The following is a 24,864-nucleotide window of genomic DNA, read 5'->3' on the forward strand; positions in this document are numbered from 1 at the left end:
AGCACCCGGGCGCCAGCAAGCGCCTTGCGCAGCGCAGACATTTGTACCTGCAGGGTATTGTCCCCCACCACCATTCGCTGTCGAAGAGTTCGAGCTTACCGACCACCGATTCCGGCTTTTTCAGCAACGCGCCAAGGATATCGAAGCAACGCGATGGAAGCTCTATCGGCCCGCCCGGGCCGAGCAATTGCCGTTCCGCGCGTTTCAGCTGGTAAGGTCCGAAGTGGATGTCCATTCGACAGTTGTCGCGTCCGAGTACAGCAGCTTAGCTGAAGCCACGGCGAAAGCGAACTTCAGTGTTGTTCAGGATTTTTCAGGTTCGCGCCAAGGACCCGTGCGTCAACCTAGGCGATGCTCATGGCTACAGGAGGACGCCATGGCCGATATCGCCACCCACCTAGTCACCCATTCAAGACTGCTCCCCAAACTAGGCATCGGTGCCGCACTGTTTGCGATGACCAAGGTTCTGGGCGGAGCCTTTGAGATGGCGTACGTGGCACCTTACGAGACCATTGCTATTGCGCGTCGACCACCTCTCGCGGACCCATCTGATCTTCAGCGCCGCGATCCGAATCGTAAAGGGCATTAAGGACGAAGGTCTGCTTTCGGGAAGTCGCAAACTGATCTATTGCGGCCGGACATTGGGCGCGAAGCCGACGTTAGCGGCGAATTTGAACCGAATGCCCCGTCATCCCTTGTTCATGATTTGTGCTTCGAAAGTTGCATAAAGAGGCAACGTGGAACGAATCGGGAGGGCGGTTGGTGTGGGGATAATCAGACCTGGCCTATTGCCGATTGTGCCAGCCGACGCGCATTTTCGTGGCGATGGTGGCGGAACATGTTGAATTGGCGTTGTTTGAGCAGTCACTTGGCAACATCGAAGGCCTGCATCGGCCGTTCTGTGATCGTGTGGCTGACGCTGCGGAGAAAACCGCAGGATCGGTTCTTTTCGACGTTCGTGTCGACGGCGATAGCTGCGTTCAGCGGATGGCCGCGATTGGGTATGGCGTCACGGGCACAGCAATAATCGTGATGGCGAAGAACGGACAACTTAAATGCGCATCGGTAAACGGGGACATCGCTGTTTTGGTGGCAGAATTGGCTGCCTGGTATGCGTCTCCGCTGAGTGAGCAAGCGAAGGTTGACCCCCGCGGAGCGGCCATCATCCTGCTAGCCAAGCTTCGGAGCTCCAATCACTTCGCCTGTTTCTAGCTGAGCGCCGCTTCGCCGGCGCGACGGCAAGGAGGCGGTGACGTCTCCGACACCAAGCTGCCTCTGATTAGGTGAATTCGTTGGTGAAGCGTCCGCAGTAGAGTCTCTTCTCACCGAATTGAAAGCCGTGGTAAACGGCGCCCATGGGCATCAGGAACTATCTGATCGAAGGCGGATCCGGCACTGGAAAAACGTCGGTCGCTACCGAGCTGGAACGGCGCGGCTACCACGTCATTCATGGTGACCGGGTCTTGGCCTATGTCGGCGACCCCGAGACAGGCCAGGCACTGGCCGGACCACCTGAAGGCGTCGCGGACCGCATCGCCTGGAGTTACGCGCACTGGATTTGGCCTGTCGACAAGGTCCGATCCTTGGTCGCCGACACCACCCACCCAGTCACCTTCTTCTGCGGCGGCTCCCGTAACTTCCATAAGTTCCTGCACCTATTCGACAAGATTTTCGTGCTCGAAATAGATGTCGAGACGCTGAACCGACGTCTGGATGGACGGCCAACTGAGCCGGGTTTCGAGCCAGACGAGCGTGCGTTGGTACTCCGCTATCATGGGACCCGCGAATACATTCCCGTCGGGATCAATATCGACACGGCCGGCACCGTCCCGAGTGTCGTCGACGATATCCTTGTTCGGCTGGCCTAAGGCCTTGAAAGTGTTGCGAATGGGATGGGGCTCGACCATCCACGACAAGCCAGCTTCGAAGCCTGGCATGTCAAGCGCTTCTCGCTGATCGAGATACGCAAGAGCCGGACCGATTGCATCGCTTGGCTCAAGATGCACGACTATCCGCTGCCGCCGAAATCAGCCTGCATGGGATGTCCATGCCATCAAGACCCTCAACCTCAACGTCAAGGCGCGCATCGAGTGCGTCGACTTGGGTGGTGGCCGCTCCGCAACCTGCCGCAAGATTATGTTCGTTCGGCTGGACCAGATCTATGGGCTAGCGGAAGTCCGCGGCGGGGTCGTTCTTTCGCGCTCCTCCATGCGCACGCCGATTAGATGCTGGCCTGCGCCTTGTAGAGGTGGGCATAGGCTCCTTCGGCAACGATGAGAGCTTCATGGGTCCCCTGTTCTGTGATCCCCTGTTCGGTCAGCACCAGGATCCGGTCCGTATTGCGAACGGTCGAAAGCCGATGGGCGATGACGATCGTCGTCCGCCCTTCGGCAAGGTCGAGTAATGCGGCCTGGACGGCCCGCTCACTTTCATTGTCAAGCGCGCTCGTAGCCTCGTCGAAGATCAGGATTGCTGGATCCTTGAGGAACGCGCGGGCGATGGTGAGGCGCTGCTTCTGGCCCCCGGACAGTTTCACGCCGCGCTGTCCGATATCCGTGGCGTAGCCATTCGGGAGCGCCATGATGAAATCGTGAGCGTTGGCCGCCTTTGCCGCCGCGATGATTTCGGCTTCCGACGCATCCGGCCGCCCGTAGCGGAGGTTTTCCGCCACCGTACCGGCGAACAGATAGACGTCCTGCTGCACGACACCGATGCTTTGCCGCAGCGACTTCAAGCCGATGTCGCGGATGTCGGCACCGTCGATCAGGATCGCGCCTTCACTCACCTCATAAAAGCGCGGGATCAGCGCGCATAAGGTGCTCTTGCCGACGCCGGAGGCGCCGACGAGGGCCACGAACTCGCCGGGAGCAATATCGAGGGACAGTTCTTTGAGAACATGTGGCCCGTCCTCTTCGTAACGGAAGCCGACATCGCGAAACGCCAGGGCGCCGCGCGGGCGGGAGATGTCGGAGGCAGCCGACCGATCCACGATCTCCGGCTCCACCTCCAAGATCTCCATCGCCCGACTGAAGCCGGTGTAACCCTCCTGCCAGAGCCGCACGAAATTTGCCAGGCGTTTGACGGGATCGACGAGCACCGCGACGCACAGAAGGAAGGTCATCATATCCGCAACGCCGAGCTCGGCATTGACGACCCTGACGGCGCCCATGACGATGACGGCGACCGTGATAAGCTGTGCGAAGGTCGTGTTCCCGACCGAGAAGAAGGCCTCGCTCCTGTAGCCTTCCCTACGGCTCTGAAGAAAACGGGCATTCTCCTCGTCGAAGCGGCGGATCTCGAGGTCCTCATTGGCAAAGGATTGGACAACGCGGATACCGGCAAGCGAATCCTCGATGCGTTCATTGACCGCCGCGATCCGCTCCTTGCTGAGCCTTAGCGCCCGGTTCATGCGGCGGTTGAAATGCAACGCGTAGAACACTGCAAAGGGCGTAGCCCCGAGGATAAGCAAGGTGAGCGGCAGGTCGATATAGGCCAGGAGGAGAATTGCGCCCGCGAATTTGAAAACCGCGATCGCCATATCCTCAGGCCCGTGATGGAAGAGCTCGCCCAACGAAAATGAGTCGTTGGTCATGCGGCTCATCAACTGGCCGACCCGCTGGCGATCGTAAAAGCTGAACGCGAGCTTTTGGCAGTGTTCGAACAGCTCCTTACGCAGCGCGCTCTCGATCTTCGCGCCCATGACGTGGCCCTGATAGTCGACGAACAGGCTGCCGAGCACTTCCACCGCCAGCAGGGCGAGCATGGCCCCGCCCATCAAATAGATCTGATTGAGGGCTTCCGGTGCGCCGGGAAGCTGGACCAGATGTTTGGTGACGTAGCTGGCGCAGAGAGGCAGGAAGAGCGCTGTCACCGAAACCAGCAGCGCGCAGGCGAGATCGGCCGCCAGCAGCGGCAGATGCGGCCTGTAATAGGACAGGAACTTCCTGGCACGCGAATACGGCTTGCTGCGAGTAGGTCGCGTTCTGGGAAGCGGGTTATCAGTTGAATCGATTTCAGCCGTTGGGCCGATATTCGCTGCACTCGGCAGCCAGGGTTTCCGGTCGCTACGGGGCGTGCCTGCTTGCAAGGCGGCGCTGCGGAGTCGTGTTTGCATTACGCTTCATGTCCTGTTTGTGATCAGCTCCATTCTTGTTGGACATGAACGCTCTCATCGTGCTCTCCCCGTTCGGACGCCTGCGACGGGGCGAAATGTGCAATGCGCTCCATCGAAAATCAACCCTTTCCATAACCAAAGCGGTCCGGCATCGGCTGTCCGCGGACGCGGCCACAACGCGAAGGTCAGCTCAAGCTAGCCCCTCGGGTGGGTGAATATGGCGAGCTGACAACCTTGGTGGCGACGTGCCGGACATGGAGTAAAGTCGGGCTTGGTCCAGGAGACCCAACCATGAGGGAGGAACATCTTTCCTGGCAGCGGCTTCGAATGTCTTCCGCGCTTGATTGGCATCTCGTAGAAGAGAGCGGCAAGGCGCATCGCGTAGTCCCACTTAGTGGTGGGATTTGGGGCGACGAAAAGATCAGACAGGAATGCCAACTCCTACTCCACGATCTTCCAGTATGAGTCCTTGCGGATCACCTTTCCGTCGCGAAACGTGTAGAAGTCACAACCTTGGACTTCCCTTCTCGTGCCCTCACGGGTGGTGCCGGTGAGGGTCCATCTCGACATGCCGGTGTCGGCAGCCTCGTCCGCAAAATGCTCAGCCTTGCCGTAATAGACATCGGGCAAGCCTTCAAAACGCGTCGCCAGCGCGTCTCTTACGCTGTGCTTGCCCTCGCAACGAGTTCCCCAGGGCTCCGCTCCCCTCGGCATCTCCAGAACGCAGTCGTCGGCGAAGAACGCCATGATGCGATCAAGATCGTGCGCGTTGAAGGCTTCGCATATCTCCGTCAGTGTCGCTCGAATGTCCATTCGCCAACGCCTCCTCGAATTCGAAGTAGGTCATTGGCGGCGGACCCGGTCAAGCGTCCAAGCTTTCAAGACCCCTGGCCACGACCGCGATGAAGCGCAGCTTCCGCCACTCAACCCTTCTTGGCGAACGCCCAGACCATCAGCGGGTATTCCTCGTCTTTGTTGAGATCCCGCCACAGGCCGTAGGCGCGCACGGGCCACCGATATGGCCCTGGTGCAGGCCTTGTTGCCCCAGCCGTGGACCTTGACGTTGCCGTCAGGAAAGCCGCCCTCGACCATCAGCTGCTTGAGACCGGCGGGCGCACCGGCTACTTTGCCGCGGCTGCACTCTCGATCAGCCTTGCGACGGGTTCGGGGTTCGATACCATCACTACATGCGAGGCACTCTTGACCACGACGGTCTGTCGCGAGTGCGCCCGCGCGGCCATGAATGCGAAAGCCTGCGGGGGGATGTTCCTGTCCTTGTCGCCATAGATGAACCACGTTGGTATTGTCTTCCAAGCCGGCGCGGTCTGGGGCTCGTTCAACGCCGCTTCGGTGATGGGCCGCTGCGTCGCGGCCATCAGCTTCGCCTCGGCATCGGAGACATCCGCTGCGAACTGATCGTGGAACTTGTCCTGCTGGATGTAGAGATCCTTGCCGCCGCCTGAAAGCGAAACCGGTGGAGCAAGGGTGGGACCGAGCGTGCTGCCGGGAAACTTGCCGGACAGCCCGGCAGCTGTTTCGCCAGCTTCCGGTGCAAACGCAGCTACATAGACCAGCGCCTTGACGTTGGTATCGCTGTTGGCGGCTTCGCTGATGACCGACCCGCCATAGGAATGCCCCACCAGAACGACGGGTGATCCAATGCCAGAAAGGATATCGGCAACATACTTGGCGTCATTCCTGACGCCCCGCAAGGGATTGGCGACGGCTACGACGGGATAACCATCCTTCTCGAGGATTTCGATGACACGGTTCCAGCTCGAGGTGTCGGCAAAGGCGCCATGAACCAGAACGACGGTGGGCTTCTCGGACTGCGCATGCGCACTGCCGAATATCGTTGCGGCGATCGCCAGCCCTGCAAGTAATTTCTTCGTCATACATATCCTTTCGATGATCTTGATTGGTGCGGCTTTATCGTGATTGACGCAGGCGAGGAACGGAGATGTTCCGGAGTCTCCTTGAACTGGACCTGGGCGGCGTTGCCTGTCGGTGGAAAATCCGTGGACACGCTCAACTCGCGCCATCTCTCAAGCTCCTCCAGCCTCGCGGTGTCGGCCTGCCCGATGATCTTCACAGCATCGCTTCCGAGCGGCAGGCGCACGATCCAACGCGGCGAGAGCCGCAGGATAGCTGTCTGTGCCGCGGCCGGGTCTGTGACGTCGAGTGCGGCCGCTCGGACGGCGTTGCCGTAGCGCTCCGCGCTCGGCCATATGCGCGGGCACGCGTGCGGTCGCCACCAGACGACGCCGGCGGTCAGGACCGCTTCCGACAAGGCACGGCCGATGCCGCGCGAACTTCCAGTGATAAGCCATCTTTGGGACATGGCTGTCTCCTTCCATAGGTTGCCTAACCCCGCAGGGGCGTTCGGGCCGGACTCCAGTGAGCCCGTTAAGGCGCGTACCGCGTAAAGACGTAGTCATGTCCCTGGACGCGCGCCTCATGACAGGCGAAGCAGGTTCGATGCTGGGTCTCGTCGGCCGGTTTGCCATCGACAAACCTGCCGAATCCCCATCCGCCGGTGGCGGCGTATTTCTTCGAATCCTTGACCATGATCTGGACGGTCGTGGCGGCGCCGGGAACGGAGGCGGATTCGAATTCGGGCGACTGGATATGCTTCCAAGCAAGCTTTGCGAGAACGGTCCCGTCAGGGAACGGCAACGTTCCGTCGCGGTATGCCTTGATCGCCACGACGTTGCCGAGGACCGCTCTAAGCTCGTTCAGGGGCTCTGCTTCCTCGGCCGGCGCGACCAGTTCCCATTGCCGATATCCATCGGGGATCGTGACGCCATAGATCGGCGATGAAGCCCGCGGCTTCGCATCTTCATTTGTCACGGCCACAGCCGCCAGGCCGGATGACGCAAGGATCGCAAACACGCACGGTAGGAGGTAGATAGGTTTCATCGGAAAGCTCCGCTTGACTGGCCGTCAGAACTTGTCGACGTCCATGACCGCCTGCGCAAAGGCCTGCGGGGCCTCCTGCGGCAGGTTGTGGCCAATGCCGCCCGAGATCAGCCGATGTTCGTATTTGCCGGAGAATTTCTTGGCGTAGGTCGCTGGATTGGGATGCGGCGCGCCGTTCGCGTCGCCTTCCATGGTCACCGTCGGCACCCCGATCTCCGGAAACCCCGCCAGCTTCTTTTCCAAGGCATCATATCTGGGTTCGCCTGCCGCCAGGCCGAGCCGCCAACGATAGTTGTGGATCGAGATGGCGACGTGGTCTGGATTGTCGAATGCAGCTGCGGAGCGTTCGAAAGCGGCATCGTCGAAAGCCCATTTCGGCGAGGCAAGCTCCCAGATGAGGCGAGCGAAATCCCGGGTGTATTTCTCGTAACCTGCTCGTCCCCGTTCGGTGGCAAAGTAATATTGATACCACCATTGCAGTTCTGCCTTCGGCGGCAGCGGCTTCCGGTTCACTTCCTGACTGCCTATGAGATAGCCGCTGACGGACACCATCGCCTTGCAGCGCTCAGGCCAGAGCGCGGCAATGATGTTGGCCGTCCGCGCACCCCAGTCATAGCCGGCGACGACTGCCTTCTGGATGTCCAGCGCGTTCATCAAGGCAATGATGTCTGACGCAAGCGCCGCCTGCTGACCGTTCCTGGGCGTTACGTCCGACAGGAACCGCGTCGTACCGTAGCCGCGCAGGTACGGCACAATGACCCTGTGCCCTGCCTCTGCAAGCAGTGGCGCGACGTCGACATAGCTGTAGATGTCATAAGGCCATCCGTGCAGGAGGATGACCGGGGCGCCATCCGCGGGACCGTCCTCGGCATATCCGACGTTCAGCAAGCCCGCGTCGATCTGCTTCATCGAGGAGAAAGAGGTGCGTGGCCTTGGTGTGGGGGAAGCGGTCGTTTCCGTTCCGCCGCCCTGTGCTTGCGCAATGCCGATCGCGCCGAGTTGCGCTGCCGCGACCGTCGCGGCAGCGATGCCGAAGAGATGACGACGATGATGGTCGATCTTTTCCGGGGTCTTGAATGCGTCCATTGGTGCACCTTGTCGTGACGACATTTGCCGAGAGTGGTTGCGCCGATCGGTTAATATGATCGGCGGGCTAGATCAGGTTGATCCCGACGTCGATGTTGCCGCGCGTGGCCTTCGAGTAGGGGCAGGTCTGATGCGCTGCGTCCACGACGGCCTGGGCAATGTCGCGGTCGAGCCCGGGCAGGCTCACATTGAGCCGTGCGCCAAGGAAGAAGGCGCCGTCGGCGACGTTCAGATCCACTTCCGCGTCGATTGCGAGGCCTGCAGGCAGCATGATGCTCATCTTGCGGGCAGCGATTGCCATTGCGCCCTCGAAACAGGCCGACCAGCCGGCTGCAAACAGTTGCTCCGGATTGGTGCCGCCACCTGGGTCGCCCGGCGTGGAAAGCCTGATGTCCAGTCGGCCGTCGGAACTGCGCGACGTGCCATCCCTGCCGCCAGTGGTGCGGATCTTGGCGGTGTACAATAGCTTTTCAGATTGGGTCATGATGTCTATGTTCCTTGGAAGGGTACCTGGAAAATCGTTGGGAGATCGGGGTGTGGCTTTGCTACCGGTAAGCGCGCAAGTGCGATGAAACCTGCGGCCGAAGCAGGCTTCGCCTTGTGAGCAACGACGACACTTCAGGCATGGTCATTCTCCTGCGCCGGCCAGCAGAGGCTTCTGCTGCCTCGACACATAGAGAAAGATCGCCTGGGGCGCCCGTTATGCACTGTGATGGAGTGTTAGCGCCCGCCAGTAACCGCACCTCTTGGGGCAGGATTGCCCTAACGTCCCGCCTCGAATCGCTGGTCGACGCGACGAAATCCGCGCTTGCCGGCGGCTATGCGGTACAGGTCTTAGACCTCAGCCCGGATATTCCCAAGTCTTCAGGATGCAGCGAAGAATGATGTCATGAGATTGCCGGCCGCGCAGACGAGCGACAAGATATTGTTTGGTCCATTTACGTTAGCGCTGGGCGAAAGGCTCCTGCTTCGGCAAGGCATGCCTGTAAACCTGGGCGCGCGCTCCTTCGATCTACTGGCAACCCTGGCTGTGCGTCCCAACGAGATCGTCAGCAAGGCGGATCTACTGGCCCATGTCTGGCCCGACGTTACCGTCGAAGAAGGCAGTCTGCGATTTCACATGGCCAATCTCAGAAAGGCGTTGGATGACGGAAAGGACGGCGCGCGCTACATCGCCACCCTGACGGGGCGAGGCTACTGCTTTGTAGCTCCTGTCTCTCGATCGGGTGGTCAAAACGGTGTACAGAGCGAGATCGCCGCCAGCTATCCGCGGGCCAATCTGCCAAGCCGCCTGATCCGGATGGTGGGCCGGACCGATGATGCCGCCGCCCTCTCAACGCAATTGGCCGGCGCGCGTTTCGTTACGATCGTCGGCGCCGGCGGTGTCGGCAAGACCACCGTTGCCGTGGCGGTGGGTCATGACCTGGTCGAAGCATTCGCGGGCGCCGTGCATTTCATCGATCTCGGGGCGCTGAGCGATCCGAGCCTGATTGCGACGACCATAGCCTCGACGCTGGGGCTTTCCCTCCCATCCGACGACCCGGCGTCCAGTCTGACAGCCTATCTGGCCGACAGTCGGATCCTCCTGATCCTCGATACTTGCGAGCATGTCATCGACGCGGCGGCGGACCTGGCGGCGCGCATCTTCGCCTCTGCGCCGCAAGTCCACCTGCTGGTAACGAGCCGGGAGCCCCTTCAGGTCGAAGGCGAGCACGTTCACAGGCTGGCGCCGCTTGCATGCGCGCCGGACGATCCGGACCTCACCGTGACCCTGGTGAACAGCTACCCGGCGACCCAGCTGTTTCTGGAACGCGCTGCAGCCAGCGGCGCTCGCCTTGAGGTTGAAGACGCGGATGCAGCCATCATTGCCGACATTTGCCGTAAGCTCGACGGTCTGCCGCTCGCGATCGAGCTGGCGGCTGCGCGGGTTGCCAGCTACGGCCTGCAAAAAACCGCCGAACTTCTCGGCGAGCGGCTAACACTATCGTGGCCGGGACAACGGACCGCGCCGCCGAGGCAGAAGACCCTCCAGGCCACCTTGGACTGGAGCTACGGGCTGTTGTCCGAATTCGAACGCCATCTGCTTCGTCGGCTTGCGGTCTTCGTCGGCCATTTCTCGATCGATGCGGTCCTCGAGGTCGTGACAAGCGCAAACGTCGATGACGATCTCGTGTTTGGCGCCATAGACAGCCTGGTCGCCCGGTCGATGGTAGCGGTCAGGCCTGCCGGGGCAACGATGCGCTATCGCCTGCTCGACACGACCCGGGCTTACGCCCTTCAGCTCAATGCCGACAAGACTGAGCTCGCGACCCTGGCCGCACGTCACGCGACCCATTACCTGCACTGGCTGGAGCAAACGGGAGCCGAGTGGCCGAGCTTGGCAACCGCCACGCAACGGTCGCTTCACCTCGCTGGCCTGGCCAACGTGAGAGTGGCTCTGGATTGGTGTTTCGGACGCGACGGCGATACGCAATTGGGTGTCCGGCTGGCTGCGGCCGCGGCGCCGTTCTTTTTGTCGATGTCCTTGCTCACCGAATGTCATCGCTGGGCGTCGCGGGCGATGCTTGCCCTCGACGATACCACCAGCGGCGGATTGGACGAGATGCATCTTCAGGCAGCGCTCGGCGTTTCGCTGATGTTCACGCGCGGTGGAAGAGATGCGGCGCGCGTGGCTTTGGACAGAAGTCTCGCCATTGCCGATCGGCGTGGCGACGCATTCGACCAGCTTCGGATTCTAGGTCCGATGCAGATGTTCCATATGCGTACGGGAGAATTCAGAACCGCGCTGCACTATGCGGAACGCTGTTCCGTCATCGCCGAAACCCTGGAGGACCATGTCTCCACCACTTTGGCGCATTCCCTGATGGGGATCTCACTTCACCTCAGCGGAGAACTCGATCGAGCCCGGACCGCGCTCGAAACAGCATTGCGGCACGGGCCGCGTTCCAACCAAACCACGACGAATTATCTCGGCTTCGACGGCAGGATTCTCGCCGGTGCGATCCTGGCAAGGACACTCTGGCTGCAAGGCCATCCCGATCGGGCTGTGGTGCGCGCTCTGATGACGATCGGGGATGCGGAGGTTCTGGACCATCCTCTGACGCTCTCCATCGCACTTGTCTGGGCGGTTTCGCTGTTCCTGTGGGTCGGAGATACGAAGAGCGCGGAAGAACACATCGAACGGCTTTTCTCCCGGGCCGAATTTCATTCCCTCGGGCCTTATCTCGCGCTGGGGCGAGGTTTCAGAGGGGAGATTGCCACCCGTCAGGGCAATGCGAGCGACGGTGTCGAAAGTCTTCGATACTCACTCGCCGAGCTCCACGCCGCCCCCTATGAAATGCTCACCACATCGCTCAACACCTCCTTCGCTCAGGGCCTCGCCACGACGGGCCGGTCAGCGGAAGCGCTCTCCCTGATTGAGGAGACGATCAGGCAGGTCGATGCAAACGGCGATCTTTGCTATTTGCCGGAGCTGCTGCGCGTAAAGGGCAACCTTGTTCTTGCAGCTTTGCAACCTGGCGCCGGCGAAGAAGCAGAACTCTGTTATCGGCGGTCACTTCAACTTAGCGATCATCAGGGGGCACGAGCATGGGAGTTGCGAACAGCAGTCGATCTTGCTTCTCTGTTGGCCGCTCGTGGACGACACAAGGACGCTCGGGCCCTTCTCCACCCGATTTTCGAGCAATTCAGGGAGGGCCTGCAGACAGCAGATCTCCAGGCGGCCGCACGCTTGCTGGCAACGCTGAACTAGCACGGCTTGGCTGCCAAGCCGCTTTCAGCGCGACTACACTCCAGCGTGGTCGCCGGGACGTGTCTGCTTTCAGGAAGCACCAAGCTGCAACCAACGGCAGAGAATTGGGCGCAAAGTTGACAGGCCGTTTAGGGGGCAGGAACCGGAATGTCGGGCTTCTAAAGCCGATGGCAGAAGGGGCGCGCGTTCCTGCTCTTGATTATTGGCAGTGAGCAGTGCGCAAATCGGGAAGTTGGAAGGGCCGGAGGCAGGAAGCACAGGCCTTAAGGCCGCGGCGCTAATCAAGCGGGTCGGCAATGATCGCGAAAAGCAATACGGCCTGCAGCGAAACTAAAGCATTGGTCGCGCGTTGGACGCTGATAACGCTATTTCGTGTCTGAGTATGGCTCAGGTCAGAGTGGTCAAGCCGACGTCGCGTAAGGCAATCAATGGGTCGAGCGCTAGTCAAGCGAAGTCGCCCGCTCGTGACGAGGTCACTTTAGCGCCGCCCGCTTTCCGGCCGTTGCAGCTTGCAACACTCGTGGACACGGTCCCTGCCGGCGATCGTTGGATCCATGAGATGAAATACGACGGCTATCGTATTCTCGTTGCCGTCGGCGGTGGCGAGGCGCGAGCCTACACTCGATCTGGTCTGGACTGGTCTAGCCGGTTTCCCTCGATCCTCTCCGAGGCTCGCAAGCTGAAGGTACGCTCCGCCCTGATTGACGGCGAGGCAGTGGTTGTCGATGCGGAAGGAAGATCTAACTTCCAGGCGCTTCAGAATGCATTGAAGGGTGCCCCAACGACTATCGACTTTTATGCGTTCGATCTGCTGCAGCTCGACGGCGAGGATCTGACAAGGCTTTCTCTTCTTGAGCGCAAGGCGAAGCTGGAGGCGATCTTGCCAGCGAAAAATCCGGTCCTTCGTTACTCCGACCATATCGTCGGCCGCGGAGAAGAGCTGCTCGATCGCTTCTGCGCAGCCGGTCTTGAGGGCCTCATCTCAAAGCTTGCGGATTCGAGTTATGTGGCGTCCCGGGGCGCAAGCTGGCTGAAGATCAAATGCGTCAGGCGGCAGGAATTTGTAATTGTCGGCTGGACGCCGTCGGACAAGGTCCGAGCGTTTCGGTCCTTGATCCTTGGCGTTCATGACGGCGGCAAGCTGCGTTACGCCGGCAAAGTCGGCACCGGCTTCGATACCGCTGAACTTCTTCGTCTCTTGAAGATCATGGCGCCGCTTGAGCAGAAGGCAGCGACCGTCGACGCACCACGCGCCGAAGTGCGCGGCGCACACTGGCTCCGTCCGAAGCTGGTCGCTGAGATTGCCTTCACCGAAATGACAAATGAAGGGACGTTACGACATCCGAGCTACCTTGGTCTCCGCGAAGACAAGAAGCCGGAGGCGGTCGTGCTTGAGACGGAACGTCATGCAGCCGATCTCGCCGGGTCTGCGACAACCGCCATCGCGATAAGTAACCGTGAACGCGTCATCTATCCGGAGTCCAACATCACCAAGGGACAGCTCGCCGACCATTACGCAGCGGTCGCGGCGATCATGCTTCCTTGGGTCGGCAGCCGGCCGATCAGTCTGGTTCGATGCCCACAGGGCCGCGCGAAGAAGTGTTTCTTCCAAAAACACGACGCCGGCAGCTTTGGCGACAAAGTCCACCACGTCGGCATCACGGAGAAGGATGGGCACGAGGAACCATATCTTTATATCGACGATACCGACGGACTGATGACTTGCGTCCAGATGGGAACGATTGAGCTGCATGGATGGGGGGCTCGGATCGAAGATGTCGAAAAGGCCGACCGCCTCGTGTTCGACCTCGACCCCGATGAGGGCCTCGATTTTGAGGCCGTTCGTGCAGCTGCCTTTCAGTTCCGCGCCATCCTTAAATCGCTGGGGCTTACGACTTTCCCGATGCTGACGGGAGGCAAAGGAGTGCACGTCATCGCGCCACTCACCCCTGACGCCGAGTGGCCAGAGGTGAAGGACTTCGCGTCTCGCCTGGCGCAAGCGGTTGCCCAGAGCGATCCGGCCCATTTCACGGCCGTGCTGTCAAAGGCGCGCCGCAAGGGTCGCATCTTTGTGGACTATCTACGCAATCAGCGCGGGGCGACCGCGATCATGCCCTACAGCGCGAGATCACGTCCGGGCGCCCCTGTCGCGGCACCGATCACGTGGGCGGAGATGAAGACAATAGATGCGCCCTCTCATTTCCACGTGGGCGATGCCCCTGAATTAAACAAACGCGCAGCCTCCAAAGCTCTGGCGGGATGGGGTCGCGCTGACCAATCCTTGCCCGATCTGTAGCATCCGACACGGGAAGAGGCAGTAAAGCCGGGATTCAAAGGGCAACGCGGCGCTCATGGCCTTGCCTGATTGGAACCCGCGGAGATCGGCCTCGTTTGGCTGAAGCCATGGCAAAAATCGATGCGAGGACCGTCGCCAGTCTTTTGAGGGAATACGCGCAACGATCGTCCCTGCGCGACGACAATCCTTATCGCATAAAGGCTTACTTGCGCGCGGCGGACAGTCTGACGGCGCTGTCGCAGCCGCTTGATCGGATCATCGCCGCCGGCGCCCTCACCAAGATCCCGGGGATCGGCGACGCGATCGCAGACATCGTGACCAAGCTTTACCATACCGGCACGCACCCAAGCCTTGAGAAGCTGCGCGAGGATGTTCCAGCGGGCGTGATGGAGCTGTTTGCCATTCCCGGGCTTCGTCCCGATAAGATCCTCAAGCTTCACCAGGCGCTCGGCGTGAACTCGCTGGCGGAGCTCGAGGCGGCAGCAAGAGAAGACCGCATACGCCCAGTCAAAGGCCTCGGCGCCGCGCTTCAGACAAAGCTCCTACAGAACCTGGCCATTGTACGAAGCGGCGAACCGCAACTTCACCTGCATAAGGCCGCCGCTCTTCTCGAACATGCGGTCATATCGGTGAAGCAAGAGCATCCAGAGTTTTCGCGCGTCGAAATTGCCGGTGACTTCCGGCGCGGTTGCGAGCTCGTTTCCGACTTCGCTCTGGTAGCGCAGGCCAGAAAGTCGACTGGTATCCAGGATACGACCCTCAGGCTTGTTGTCACGGACAGGAAGCACTTTGGCGCACGCCTGCTCGAAGCAACCGGTTCGGCAGACCACCTCGAACAACTGAAGACGTTCGCCGCCGATAAGGGATTCACCCTAAACGCCGACGGGCTTCATCGCGGGAGAAAGCTGATCGCTTCAGCGACAGAAGAAGAAATCTACCAAGCTCTAGACTTGCAGTTTATCGAGCCTGAATTGCGCGAGGGCAGGGACGAGATTGAGCGAGCGGCAAAGCAGAAGCTACCCGTCCTCATTCGGGATGAAGATCTGCATGGCATCCTGCATTCTCACACGATCGCATCCGATGGTACTGAAACGCTTGAGGCAATGGCTGAAGCCACGCGCAGGCGCGGTTTCGAATACTATGGTGTCGCCGATCATTCGCAGTCCGCTCACTACGCAGGCGGCCTTTCGTTGCAGGAGATTGCTGAACAGCACCGCGAAGCTGACCGGCTGAACAAGGCATACAATGGAAAATTTCGCATACTGAAGGGCATCGAGGCGGACATCCTGGCGGATGGCTCGCTCGATTACCCGAATGATATCCTGGAGCAGTTCGATTTCGTCGTCGCGAGCGTGCACAGCCGCTTCAAGTTGCCAAAGAAACAACAGACGGAGCGTATCATTGAGGCGATCGGAAATCCTCGGACGACAATCATCGGGCACATGACCGGTCGCCAACTGTTGCGCCGGCCCGGTTATGATCTTGACGTCGACAAAGTCCTCAAAGCGTGTGCGAAACACGGCGTCGCTGTCGAAATCAACGCACATCCGTGGCGCCTCGACCTCGACTGGCGCTGGCATCAAAAGGCACTCGATCAGGGCTGCATCTTCAGCATCAATCCTGACGCTCATTCGATCCGCGAGCTCGACCACATGCATTGGGGTGTCGAGATGGCGCGCAAGGGCGGTGTCCCTGCGAAGCGGGTCCTGAATGCGATGCGTTTGACGGCCCTCCTTGCGCATCTCGCACGCCGCAGGCAAATGTTCTAACCTGCTTGTGCGCCCGGCCTATCAGCGCAGGAGTCCGTCCTTCTCGAAATCTTCCCAGCCGCGCAAACTGGAGTGCGAGTTCTCATCGGGGCCATAGCCTGCTGAAGCTGCAGGTCCGCGCCCGCTTCTTAGCATGTTTCTTAGCGGCCTCCCTCGCGGCTCGCCGCCTATTCTCTGGCAGCGGTCGCTGCGTCCTGTTCGCGCCAGACCGTAACCAGGTCGTGGTCGAGCACATCCGCGCCTGCCGGATGTGCGGCTGCACCGAAAACAACGCCTGCGTCACGGACGGCATAGCGTGCCATTGGGTCGAGCACGATTTGTGCTCGGCCTGTGTCGCGGCCGACGAGGGCGTGCGCGGCCGGCGGTGGCTCCCTGTCGCCTGGCTTGACGAAATGAACCCGACGCTGCTCGACAGCCCCGACGCCCATCGAGCGCGTCATCGCCGGGGCGCAAGGCCATGGCTGGGCGCTCCGCCTCCTAGCCGGCGACGAGAAGCAAGACAACGGCTGCTATCAGCTGGCCGTCGAGCCGGGCAGATCGTCGAGTTCCTATGGACTGGAGGCACACGGTGACCGAACACTGATCATCGCTGAGGACCGCACATGGTCACTCGACATGCCCATCTCGGAGCCGCCTTCTTGTTCCAGCGGACGGGTTGGTACCAATTGCCGGCCGACGTCCTCGATCGGGAGCCAGGGGTTGCGCTCCCTACGATTTGTACGATCTGTACCAAGCCTTGTGGTCGATTTGAGCACTCATATAAATTCGCGATTGTCCTCATGTTGCGGGAGGCAATGCGATGGATAGTGACATACCAAACGGCAAGAGGCATGCTTGCATCGAAGTGGTCGAAGCCTGTGGCGAATGGTTCGTCCGGGTGGTCGGGGAAGACCAGGAACTAACCCGGTCATTCGAACTGGAATCGCTCGCCCTAGCCTTCGCGGAAGGGCAGCGAATACGCCTGCAGCTCGACGAGTTCGTCCGGCTGTAGGGCGTGACCGACCAGCGCATGACGGCGGGCGATTCCGCAGACAGCTCGTCGGCTAGGCCCGGCGCCTTGTTGGCATTCCCTCTGTCAAAAGGGTGTCGGGCCGCATGGCCGGGGAGGAGTTCTCGGGCACTTTGTCCCGGCAATCTGAGACCAGATGGGCCGCGCTAATTTACCACTAGCTAAGCAGGTCAGTTGAGATCATAGTGCCGGCGCGAATGAATTGGCAGGCTACCGCCCACCCCCGCCCAACTGCCTGCCACTTGCCGGCGACGCCTTCCCCAAGACGACGTCCGCCGGCTTTTCCCTGCCGTGCCCATCAGCCTGCCAAGCCGCCGGCGCGATGCTGCCGCGATGCTGCATGGCATCAAAAAATGACCTCGAGCACGCTCAAGACTTCTTCGTTGATTTCGTCGGCGGGAATCCCTTCTCTGTCGGCCGCCTTCATCGCCTCGTCTGCAAGGTCGCTGATGGCCACAGGATCGTCGGTGATGGCGTTTGGAAGATGTTCTGCCATCCATTTGTCCAGAAAGTTGACCCCGCGCGTGCTCATCGAAAGATGGCCCACCAGATCGCGAACGCAGCCGATGCAAGCAACAAGGCAGCGGCCAGCATCAATACGCCCTTGCGGTACTGTTTCGAAACCATGCCCTCGAGACCCATCTTCTCGGCCGCCTCGAAGAACTCCGCACCGCCGCCCTCGACATGCTGGCTGCATTGGATAATGCCGTCAGCCGGCTTGATCAGATCCCACAGGATCGCTTTGCGCTCGATCGCCGGCCGCGGGCGCAAATCCTCGCACTCCTCGGGCGCGATCATCTCGCCGTCGAGGATCAGTGATTTCGCCTTGAGCTTTTCCAGCGCCGTGACGATCGGCCAATAGCGCTTGGACCAATCGTGCCCCATCTTGGTAAAAGCGCGACCGCCGGCCCAATCGAGCACCATCTGGGTGCGAAAGCCGTCATACTTGATTTCGTGGATCCAGTCGTCGCTGACCGGCGGCTTCCCATGTCCAACCTCCCGATGATGAGCAGCCGCCACTAGGCGTGCTACAAGGACGGGCGCTCATCAACCGACGATGAAGGGACAGATGTTCGCCGGCAGCCCCGTAATGAGTGACCGAGCCAAATGTTTCGCGCTTGGGACCTTTGCCGTTCAGCACAGGACTTAAGTCTCGCAATCTCACCGAAGGCATGGCTACCTCCCAACGCGATAGAGGCCATAAAACTCGGAGTTGCCGTTCCATTAGCAGTTGATGAAATTCTATCGGAACCTTCGGTCCGTCACGCTGTTCTGCGGGAAGTCAGTAGCGAGAAGGGTCGTTTTGCAAATCCTTACAGCAGAGCAGTCGCGAGCAGCACGAGCCCTCTTGAACTGGTCCCGTGTGCGACTAGGCGGCAGGTCCGATGTGAGCGCAGACACCATCCGCGAGTTTGAGAATGGCAACAGAGTTCCGCGCGCCGGCAACCTCACTCGCATGCGACGAGCATTGGAGGCCGCAGGTGTGGTCTTTACCTCTGAAGGGCCGTCGCTCGCCAATCTCTCTGAAGATGATGTCCGGCTTGATCGGCTCAACGAGGTAGGCCGCATTTGGCAGAAGCCTGTCGATCGCAACTAATTTCTCGAGTCAGTGATAGGGACAGCGGTCGCATGTCCGCATACCAGTACGCCGACCTGATCTATCGACCTTCGACGCCGCCGGGAATTTCTCGGTCGCTTCGCTGAGATCGAATTTGGATGGCAGGTGGACGAACTTCTTTCTTCTGTCTGGGTACCGCCGGGGGCGGGGCGGGCTTCGCCTGAGCGGGGATTCCGACTTGCAGCGAATAAACTCGGACCGGATCGGCGAGGTTCTTGAGTTGCACCGCACCGCGATCTGGAATTGGGAGAAGTTTCCACGAACCGGAACCAAAGGCGGACCTGACGACCTGGTTGTTGCCAGCTCTCGGTGATATCGATAACATATCGAACTCGATCCGATTCTAAGAGGTGGCTCATGAACGCGGCAGGACGCCAGATAAACCTCGTAACTGAGTGTCTGGCGCTTGCCTCGGTCAGATCGACGCGGCCGGCCGGTGGAGAGCGCTGATGGCCAAGGCAGCCTCATCGAGACCGGGCGAGAGCTACGCCCCGACGATGGTCGACGTGGCGCTGCGGGCGGGCGTGTCGACCATGACGGTCTCGCGGGCCCTGAAGGAAGGGGGTCGCGTTTCCAAGGCGACGCGGGAAAAGATCATGGTCGCGGTCAACGACCTCGGCTACGTGCTCGACCAATCGGCCGGCAGCCTTTCCTCGCGCAAGACTGGATTTGTCGCCGCGATGGTTCCATCACTCAACAATTCCAACTTCGCCGATACGGCGCGCGGCATTACAGATGAACTGGAGAGCACGGGGCTCCAGCTTCTGCTCGGCTACACCGACTATACGGTCGAGAAGGAGGAAAAGCTAATCGAAGCGATGCTCCGTCGGCGGCCGGAAGGCATCATTCTGACTGGCGGCGCCCATACGGAGCGCGCCCGTCGGCTTCTTAAAAACGCTGGCGTCCCTGTAGTCGAAACCTGGGAGCTGCCCGCGAAGCCCATCGATCAGGTGGTCGGATTCTCCAACGAAGAGGCCATGGGCCTTCTCGTCAAGACGCTCGCCAAGAAGGGTTATCACAAATTCGGTTACATCGGTGGCACGACCTCGCGCGACACACGCGGCAGTCAGCGGCGCGAAGGCTTCATTCGAGCTATCGAAGAACTCGGCCTGCCGACCGGCCGCCTCGTTTCCTTTGGCGTGCCACCGATCTCCATCGAACAAGGCGGCCAGGCGGTTGTCAGCATGCTGGAACGCTGGCCGGACACCGAAGCAGTGCTATGCGTTTCGGATCTCTCGGCGTTTGGTGCGCTGATGGAATGCAAGCGTCGTGGAATGCGGGTCCCGCAGGACATCGCCATTGCCGGCTTTGGCGACTATGAGGTTGCCGCCTTCTGCCATCCCGGCATCACCACCGTGAACGTGGACTGCTATGGCATCGGGCGACAGGCTGCCCGCAGGCTTATCCAGATCATCCGCGGCGGCGAGAAGCAGCACCAACAGGAAATCGTCCTCACAGGCTATCGCGTCGTCGAGCGCGAAAGCACCTGAGCCCTGCATCAAAATCTGAGACGGCGAAGGCGGCTCCAATGGTGATGTTTCGAGAGACCATCAGTCTCACACATGACGGCGCCTTGAAAGCCGTCGCTGCCGGAGCCACGCGCGCCGTCACGATGGGCGTGCCGCAATGTCTTGTGGTCGTCGATGCGAGCGGTGAGACCCTCGCCAGCCTGCGTATGGACGGCGCACGTTTCTTGAGCCTGCGCACGGCGCAGGCAAAGGCGCGCACGGCGGCGTCAATCAATGCTGCCACCGGCGGCATGGCGTTCGAGGCGGCGCTCTCGGCCGCGATCGCCTCACAGGGCGGTGTGACCAATTTGCCTGGCGGCTTGCCGATCCGCTTCGGCGGACGCCTGGCGGGTGGCATCGGTGTCGGCTCGGGAACCGGCGAGCAGGATTCCGACGTGGCACGCGCCGCGCTGGCGGCGATCGGCGCCGACGTCATTTAAGGCAATCTGCCGATGCGCCTCCGGTGCAACCAAAGGATCTTCAGAACGCGATCTGGACCTTGATGGATTTGCTGCGGTCTCCAGCGATCTCGAAAGCCGCAACCGCTTGGTCGAGGGGGTAGACGCCGGTCAGCAGCGGTTTGACATCTACCCGACGGCTGTTGATCAGGTCGACGGCGAGCGCGAACTCCTCGTGAAAGCGGAAGCTCCCGCGCATCTCTATCTCCTTGGCGACGATGAGGTTTTGCGGCAGGGACACGTCGCCGCCGAGGCCGAGCTGCACCAGCACACCGCGCGGCTTCAAAACATCGAGGCCGGCCCGCACGGCGCGCTCGTTGCCGGAGGCCTCGAACATCACGTCGAAGGTGCCTTTATCGACATTATAGGCGGCGAGCTTTTCGCTGTTCGTTGCGACATTGATCGCGCGGTCGGCGCCGATCTCAAGCGCCTTCGCCAGCACGCCGTCCATGACATCGGTGGCGACGATCTCGCGCGCGCCGTGGGCGCGCGCGGCGAGGATGCAAAGCGCGCCGATCGGCCCGCAACCGGTGACCAGGACGCGCTTGCCGAGCAGCGAGCCGGCGCGGTTGAGGGCATGCAGCGTCACCGCGAACGGCTCGGCGAAGGCAGCTTCGTTGATGGAAACGTGATCCGCGACCTTGTGGCATTGCCACGCCTCCGCGACCAGGCGCTGGCGGAACGCCCCTTGTATATGCGGCATGGGCATGGCGCTGCCATAGAAGCGCATGTTCAAGCACTGGTTCTGCATGCCTTGCAGGCAGTAGCGGCAGGCATTGCAGGGCCGGCTGGGCGAGATAGCCACGCGGTCGCCGACAGCGAGGGTGGAAACCCCGCCGCCCATCGCCTGCACCGTGCCGGCAACCTCGTGGCCAAGGATCATGGGTTCACGAAGGCGGATCGCGCCGAAGCCACCATGGTTGTAATAATGCAAGTCCGAGCCGCAGATACCGCCCGCTTCGACGGCGATCTCGACCTGTCCATCGCCAGGAACGCCCGGATCGGTCTCTTCGATCCTCAGGTCTTTTGCCGCATGGATGACGATCGACTTCATGAACGCGATCCTTTCTCAAACGACCGGTGTCAGCAAGGATTCCCCGCCGAAATGGGCGGCGAGGTTGTCGCGGACAAGTCGACCCATGGCTTTGCGGGTCTCAACCGTGCCGCTGGCGTGGTGTGGCTGCAACACGACGTTGGAAAGCTTCAGAAAGCGCTCGTCGATTGTCGGCTCATTCCAGAACACGTCGAGCCCGGCGCCCTTGATCGCGCCGGATTCCAGCGCGGCGAGCAGCGCGGTCTCATCGACCGTGCTGCCGCGCGAGATGTTTATCACGATGCCGTCCGCTCCGAGCGCTGCCAGGATCGCCGCATTGATGATGTGTTTCGTGCTTTCGCCGCCCGCCAGCGTTACGATCAGAAATTCGCTGTCGCGCGCCAGTTCGAGCAGATCGCCGACAAAAGTATAAGGAAGATCGTCGCGCTTGCGATTGTCGAAATAGGAAATTGCGCAGTCGAAGGCAGCCGCGCGCCTCGCCACCGCCGCACCGACGCGGCCCATGCCGACAACGCCCAGCCTTTTTCCACAGACACGCGTAACCAGCCCCATATTGCCCTTGCGCCAGCTTCCATCGCGCACATAGGCGTCTGCCTGCGGGATTTTTCGCGCGACGGCGAGCAGCAGCCCGATGCCGATATCGGCCACATCCTCGGTCAAGACATCCGGCGTGTTGGTGACACGGATGCCGTTCGCCCTGGCGTAGTCGAGGTCGATGGCATCGGTGCCAACGCCATAACAGGAAACGATTTCGAGCTTCGGCAGTTTTGCCATCAGAGCGGCGCTGGCGCCCAGCTCGCCGCGCGTGGCGATGGCGCGGATCGCGCCGGCGTGGCTTGAGAGCAGCGCGTCCTTGTCCTCTTCCTGCCAAAGCTTGTGGACGCGATATTTCGCCTCAAGGTCTCCCATGTCCCAAGCCGGATAGGGGCCTGTCATCAAAATGTCGGTCACCGCGTCATCTCCTGTGCGAGTTCATTTTTCCCATTGACTATGTTATCGATAACATTCATGTCAATAGGGTCTGGCCGCGGCGCGATGGAAATCGCACCACTTCAGGGGACATTCTTCGGGAGGAGCATTTGAGCAGTTCATTGTTCGATTTGACCGGCATGCGGGCGCTGGTCACCGGCTCGGGTCAGGGGATCGGCCTGGCGCTGGCCGAGGGGTTGGCGCAGCACGGCGCCGAAATCGTGCTCAATGGACGCAGCGCCGAAAAAGTCAGAACGGCGGCGGATGCACTGACAGCGAAGGGACACAAGGTCGACAGCGCCGTCTTCGACGTCACCGATCACGCAGCGGTCGTCAAAGGCGTCGCCGAGATCGAGGCCACGCTCGGCGCGATCGACATCCTTGTCAACAACGCGGGCATGCAGTTTCGGGCGCCGCTCGAGGAGTTTCCCGCCGACAAGTGGGATGAATTGCTGCGCACCAACATCTCCAGCGTGTTCTTCGTCGGGCAAGCGGCGGCGCGGCACATGATCCCGCGGCGGCGCGGCAAGATCATCAATATTGCCTCGGTGCAGAGCGAACTGGCACGGACGAACATTGCGCCCTATACGGCCACGAAAGGCGCTGTGCGCAACCTGACGCGCGGCATGTGTGCCGATTGGGCGAAGCATGGCTTGCAAATCAATTCCATCGCGCCGGGTTACTTCAAGACGCCGCTCAACCAGGCGCTGGTCGACAATCCCGAGTTTTCGGCCTGGTTGACCAACCGCACGCCGGCGGGGCGCTGGGGCAATGTCGGCGAACTGGTCGGCGCGGCGGTTTTTCTGGCCGGCCCGGCTTCATCCTTTGTCAACGGACACACGCTCTATGTCGATGGCGGCATCACAACCTGCCTTTGAGCCCCCGCTCATCGTCGTGATGGGCGTCAGCGGCTGTGGCAAAACGAGAGTCGGCGTCGAGATCGCCGCGCGGCTTGGGCTTGCCTTCGTCGAAGGCGATACGCTGCATCCGCGCGGCAATGTCGAGAAAATGTCGGCGGGCATACCGCTTTCCGACGATGATCGTTGGCCTTGGCTTGACCTGTTGGGTGCAGCCTTGCGCCATGCGGATGAGGAAGGCCATGGGCTCGTCGCGAGTTGCTCGGCGCTGAAGAAATCCTATCGCGATCGCCTTCGCCACGGGTCTGGCGGGCGGTTGCTTTTCGTATTTTTGGACGGGTCACATGCCTTGCTACAGGCCAGGATCGCCGAGCGACGCAGCCATTTCTTTCCACCGGCGCTGCTCGACAGCCAGCTCGCCACACTGGAGTATCCCGGCGACGAACCGCTGGTGGTCACGGTGGACATCGCCGCGCCCGTCGACAGGATTGCCGATGCGGCGTTGCAGGGGCTGGGCGCCTTTGGGGTTCGCCCCTGTCAGGATCAAGGAAAAAGGCACGTTGAGATGACGCAAGCAGTAAAAGTCGCCGTTGTCGGCGCCGGCATCATGGGGTCGGCGATCGCCACCCGTCTGATCGAGACGGGGCAAGTGGTTACGGTATTCGATCTGGACAAGGCAAAGGTCGCCGCCCTGACTGCAAAGGGTGCGGCTGCCGCCGCGTCAGTTGCCGAGGCAACACGGGTGAGCAGCTTCGTCATCCTCAGCCTCAACCATGCCGATATCGTGCGTTCGGTGGTGTTTGGCGATGGCGGTGTCGCGGCGAGTGCGTCACCCGAAAAACTGCTGATCGACATGTCCTCGATCGATCCTGCCGACACCGCGCAAATGGCCAGCAGGCTCTCGGCCGAGACCGGCATGAAATGGCTCGATTGCCCGCTTTCGGGTGGCGTTCCGGGCGCATTGGCCGGCCGGCTGACTATCATGGCGGGCGGTGAGGCGGCCGATTTTGAACACGCCCGTACGGTGATGCGGCATCTCTGCGCCAACTACACGCTCATGGGGCCGAGCGGGGCAGGGCAGACGACCAAGCTGATCAACCAGCTGTTCTGCGCGGTGCTGTTCCAGGCCGTCGCCGAAGCCGTAAAACTCGCCGAAGCGGGCGGAGTCGATCCGAAGGCGATCCCGGCGGCGCTCAAGGGCGGCCGTGCCGATTCCAGCATCATGCAGGAGTTCATGGGGAAGTTCGCCGCCCGTGATTTTTCGCCGACCGGCCGCATCGACAATATGCTGAAGGATCTGGATTCGCTGCAGGCTTTCGCGCTGAAGACCAAGACGCCCCTGCCGATGACAGGGCAGGTCGTGGAGCTTCACCGCCTGCTGTGCGCCGCCGGACTGGGGCCTAGGGATTCGGCCGAGATGATGCGACTGCTCGACGGCAAGATAAGCTGATCGGGG

Annotated in this window: 22 protein-coding genes and 2 pseudogenes; 12 read left to right on the forward strand and 12 right to left on the reverse strand. The window is 61.1% G+C overall.

Translation table 11 applies throughout. From position 1 onward, the window contains the following. Positions 1-376 precede the first annotated feature (376 nt). The 3 genes from NKH02_RS03635 to NKH02_RS03645 all read left to right on the forward strand — a co-directional run bounded on the left by NKH02_RS03635 (position 377) and on the right by NKH02_RS03645 (position 1,868). Positions 377-589: a hypothetical protein gene (locus tag NKH02_RS03635; RefSeq protein WP_352872566.1), complete on the forward strand. Its 213-nt coding sequence runs from the start codon at positions 377-379 to the stop codon at positions 587-589. A gap of 236 nt (positions 590-825) precedes the next feature. Further along, the gene (locus NKH02_RS03640; protein WP_352872597.1) at positions 826-1,212 is read left to right on the forward strand and encodes a hypothetical protein; all 387 of its coding nucleotides are present in this window, start codon (positions 826-828) and stop codon (positions 1,210-1,212) included. 143 nt (positions 1,213-1,355) lie between these two features. Continuing rightward, the gene (locus NKH02_RS03645; RefSeq protein ID WP_352876449.1) at positions 1,356-1,868 is read left to right on the forward strand and encodes a DEAD/DEAH box helicase family protein; all 513 of its coding nucleotides are present in this window, start codon (positions 1,356-1,358) and stop codon (positions 1,866-1,868) included. Between the two features lie 353 nt (positions 1,869-2,221). Here NKH02_RS03645 and NKH02_RS03650 read toward each other — a convergent pair whose 3' ends face one another. The 8 genes and pseudogenes from NKH02_RS03650 to NKH02_RS03685 all read right to left on the reverse strand — a co-directional run bounded on the left by NKH02_RS03650 (position 2,222) and on the right by NKH02_RS03685 (position 8,603). Then, positions 2,222-4,114 carry an ABC transporter ATP-binding protein gene (locus NKH02_RS03650; protein WP_352872563.1) on the reverse strand — a complete coding sequence of 631 codons (1,893 nt, stop codon included), beginning with the start codon at positions 4,112-4,114 and terminating at the stop codon, positions 2,222-2,224. 441 nt (positions 4,115-4,555) lie between these two features. Beyond that, positions 4,556-4,927: a nuclear transport factor 2 family protein gene (locus NKH02_RS03655; RefSeq protein WP_352876451.1), complete on the reverse strand. Its 372-nt coding sequence runs from the start codon at positions 4,925-4,927 to the stop codon at positions 4,556-4,558. A 110-nt stretch (positions 4,928-5,037) separates the two neighbouring features. Continuing rightward, positions 5,038-5,227: pseudogene (locus tag NKH02_RS03660) on the reverse strand (SAM-dependent methyltransferase); the annotation flags it as partial. Between the two features lie 8 nt (positions 5,228-5,235). Continuing rightward, complete coding sequence (locus NKH02_RS03665; RefSeq protein WP_352876452.1) at positions 5,236-6,009, reverse strand: alpha/beta fold hydrolase; 774 nt, start codon at positions 6,007-6,009, stop codon at positions 5,236-5,238. A 248-nt stretch (positions 6,010-6,257) separates the two neighbouring features. After that, positions 6,258-6,455 (reverse strand): annotated as a pseudogene (locus tag NKH02_RS34505) (SDR family NAD(P)-dependent oxidoreductase); the annotation flags it as partial. A 65-nt stretch (positions 6,456-6,520) separates the two neighbouring features. Beyond that, positions 6,521-7,033 carry a cytochrome P460 family protein gene (locus NKH02_RS03675; RefSeq protein ID WP_352876456.1) on the reverse strand — a complete coding sequence of 171 codons (513 nt, stop codon included), beginning with the start codon at positions 7,031-7,033 and terminating at the stop codon, positions 6,521-6,523. A 24-nt stretch (positions 7,034-7,057) separates the two neighbouring features. Next, positions 7,058-8,119, reverse strand: a complete 1,062-nt coding sequence (locus NKH02_RS03680; RefSeq protein ID WP_352876458.1) for an alpha/beta fold hydrolase — start codon at positions 8,117-8,119, stop codon at positions 7,058-7,060. 67 nt (positions 8,120-8,186) lie between these two features. Beyond that, positions 8,187-8,603, reverse strand: coding sequence for an organic hydroperoxide resistance protein (locus tag NKH02_RS03685; RefSeq protein WP_352876460.1), 417 nt, complete (start codon positions 8,601-8,603; stop codon positions 8,187-8,189). 405 nt (positions 8,604-9,008) lie between these two features. On the opposite strand from NKH02_RS03685, the gene NKH02_RS03690 reads away from it, so the two are divergent. The 4 genes from NKH02_RS03690 (at position 9,009) to NKH02_RS03705 (ending at position 16,926) form a co-directional block, all read left to right on the forward strand. Beyond that, positions 9,009-11,870, forward strand: a complete 2,862-nt coding sequence (locus tag NKH02_RS03690) for an ATP-binding protein (RefSeq protein ID WP_352876462.1) — start codon at positions 9,009-9,011, stop codon at positions 11,868-11,870. Positions 11,871-12,252: 382 nt separating this feature from the next. Then, the gene (gene ligD / locus NKH02_RS03695; RefSeq protein WP_352876464.1) at positions 12,253-14,166 is read left to right on the forward strand and encodes a DNA ligase D; all 1,914 of its coding nucleotides are present in this window, start codon (positions 12,253-12,255) and stop codon (positions 14,164-14,166) included. 107 nt (positions 14,167-14,273) lie between these two features. Beyond that, positions 14,274-15,935: a DNA polymerase/3'-5' exonuclease PolX gene (locus NKH02_RS03700; RefSeq protein ID WP_352876612.1), complete on the forward strand. Its 1,662-nt coding sequence runs from the start codon at positions 14,274-14,276 to the stop codon at positions 15,933-15,935. Between the two features lie 799 nt (positions 15,936-16,734). Then, a complete protein-coding gene (locus NKH02_RS03705; RefSeq protein WP_352876466.1) occupies positions 16,735-16,926 on the forward strand; it encodes a hypothetical protein in 192 nt (63 codons plus the stop codon). 364 nt (positions 16,927-17,290) lie between these two features. Here the strand turns inward: NKH02_RS03705 and NKH02_RS03710 are convergent, their stop codons facing one another. Both NKH02_RS03710 and NKH02_RS03715 read right to left on the reverse strand, forming a co-directional pair. Then, positions 17,291-17,440: a hypothetical protein gene (locus NKH02_RS03710; protein ID WP_352876468.1), complete on the reverse strand. Its 150-nt coding sequence runs from the start codon at positions 17,438-17,440 to the stop codon at positions 17,291-17,293. A 32-nt stretch (positions 17,441-17,472) separates the two neighbouring features. After that, complete coding sequence (locus tag NKH02_RS03715; RefSeq protein ID WP_352876470.1) at positions 17,473-17,964, reverse strand: ATP-dependent DNA ligase; 492 nt, start codon at positions 17,962-17,964, stop codon at positions 17,473-17,475. A 214-nt stretch (positions 17,965-18,178) separates the two neighbouring features. Here NKH02_RS03715 and NKH02_RS03720 point away from each other — a divergent pair, with 214 nt between their 5' ends. From NKH02_RS03720 to NKH02_RS03730, 3 genes are all read left to right on the forward strand, one after another. Next, positions 18,179-18,541, forward strand: a complete 363-nt coding sequence (locus tag NKH02_RS03720) for a helix-turn-helix domain-containing protein (protein WP_352876472.1) — start codon at positions 18,179-18,181, stop codon at positions 18,539-18,541. Between the two features lie 470 nt (positions 18,542-19,011). Continuing rightward, positions 19,012-20,052, forward strand: a complete 1,041-nt coding sequence (locus NKH02_RS03725) for a LacI family DNA-binding transcriptional regulator (protein WP_352872549.1) — start codon at positions 19,012-19,014, stop codon at positions 20,050-20,052. Positions 20,053-20,090: 38 nt separating this feature from the next. Beyond that, positions 20,091-20,510: a GlcG/HbpS family heme-binding protein gene (locus NKH02_RS03730; protein WP_352876474.1), complete on the forward strand. Its 420-nt coding sequence runs from the start codon at positions 20,091-20,093 to the stop codon at positions 20,508-20,510. 40 nt (positions 20,511-20,550) lie between these two features. On the opposite strand, the gene NKH02_RS03735 is transcribed toward NKH02_RS03730, so the two are convergent. Both NKH02_RS03735 and NKH02_RS03740 read right to left on the reverse strand, forming a co-directional pair. Then, positions 20,551-21,582 carry an L-idonate 5-dehydrogenase gene (locus NKH02_RS03735; protein ID WP_352876476.1) on the reverse strand — a complete coding sequence of 344 codons (1,032 nt, stop codon included), beginning with the start codon at positions 21,580-21,582 and terminating at the stop codon, positions 20,551-20,553. A 15-nt stretch (positions 21,583-21,597) separates the two neighbouring features. Then, the gene (locus NKH02_RS03740; RefSeq protein WP_352876614.1) at positions 21,598-22,518 is read right to left on the reverse strand and encodes a 2-hydroxyacid dehydrogenase; all 921 of its coding nucleotides are present in this window, start codon (positions 22,516-22,518) and stop codon (positions 21,598-21,600) included. A 173-nt stretch (positions 22,519-22,691) separates the two neighbouring features. On the opposite strand from NKH02_RS03740, the gene NKH02_RS03745 reads away from it, so the two are divergent. Then, a complete protein-coding gene (locus NKH02_RS03745; RefSeq protein WP_352873620.1) occupies positions 22,692-23,429 on the forward strand; it encodes an SDR family oxidoreductase in 738 nt (245 codons plus the stop codon). A gap of 19 nt (positions 23,430-23,448) precedes the next feature. Continuing rightward, positions 23,449-24,858 carry a gluconokinase, GntK/IdnK-type gene (locus NKH02_RS03750; RefSeq protein WP_352876617.1) on the forward strand — a complete coding sequence of 470 codons (1,410 nt, stop codon included), beginning with the start codon at positions 23,449-23,451 and terminating at the stop codon, positions 24,856-24,858. Positions 24,859-24,864 lie beyond the last annotated feature (6 nt).

The sequence above is a fragment of the Mesorhizobium sp. M1396 genome, assembly GCF_040317725.1.
Taxonomy (GTDB): domain Bacteria; phylum Pseudomonadota; class Alphaproteobacteria; order Rhizobiales; family Rhizobiaceae; genus Mesorhizobium.